2 protein-coding genes are annotated in these 515 nt (G+C 70.1%); both read right to left on the minus strand.

Features of this window, described 5'->3' with window-relative positions:
• Positions 1-268: hypothetical protein (locus ACFQ4H_RS34890; RefSeq protein ID WP_377579562.1), on the minus strand; the 268-nt coding region annotated here is incomplete at its 3' end.
• Entirely contained in the window at positions 265-456 is a 192-nt protein-coding gene (locus tag ACFQ4H_RS34895; RefSeq protein WP_377579564.1) for a hypothetical protein, read from the minus strand. The genes ACFQ4H_RS34890 and ACFQ4H_RS34895, both read right to left, overlap by 4 nt.
• Between the last annotated feature and the right edge of the window lie 59 nt (positions 457-515).

The following is a 515-nucleotide window of genomic DNA, read 5'->3' on the forward strand; positions in this document are numbered from 1 at the left end:
CGACGGTCCGACGAAGGGCGTCCACCCGTACGCGTAGCTCGACGCACGGTGGGTGGGATTCGCTGGTGGGCCAGGTGCAGGTGATGGTGTGGCCGGTAACCCAGACAGAAACCGCAGTCGCGGTGGCCCCGTCCGTATGGACTTTCTCGACCACGATGACCATGTTGTGCGGGTTGTCGTGGCTGGCTTTTTCGGGGTGGTACCAGTCTGCGGAGTGCAGGGTGAGGACCGTGCCGGGCGGGATGTGCGGCAGGGGCGGCGTGGTCATCGGCGGCCCCCGATGTCGGGCAGGCGTAGCCGCTGCGCGTGGGTGAGTACCAGCCCGCTGAGGATGGTGGTGGGCTGGTCAGCCCAGGCCGGACGGGGCGGCAAGGCGGAAACGGCTGCGGGTTGCCGGAAGCGGGGGCTGTCGCGTCGATGGCGTCCCTGGTAGCCGGTGTCGCGGTGGCGGCTCATCGCATGTCCCCGCAGAGGCGGGTCGGGCCGGGCGGCTCCGGCGGATCGTCACCGTCTGA

Source organism: Micromonospora sonneratiae, assembly GCF_042679305.1.
Taxonomy (GTDB): domain Bacteria; phylum Actinomycetota; class Actinomycetes; order Mycobacteriales; family Micromonosporaceae; genus Micromonospora_H; species Micromonospora_H sonneratiae.

What these genes read in the sequence shown, in the direction of transcription:
- ACFQ4H_RS34895 (WP_377579564.1), bottom strand. Translation starts at nt 456, where the DNA reads ATGAGCCGCCACCGCGACACCGGCTACCAGGGACGCCATCGACGCGAC.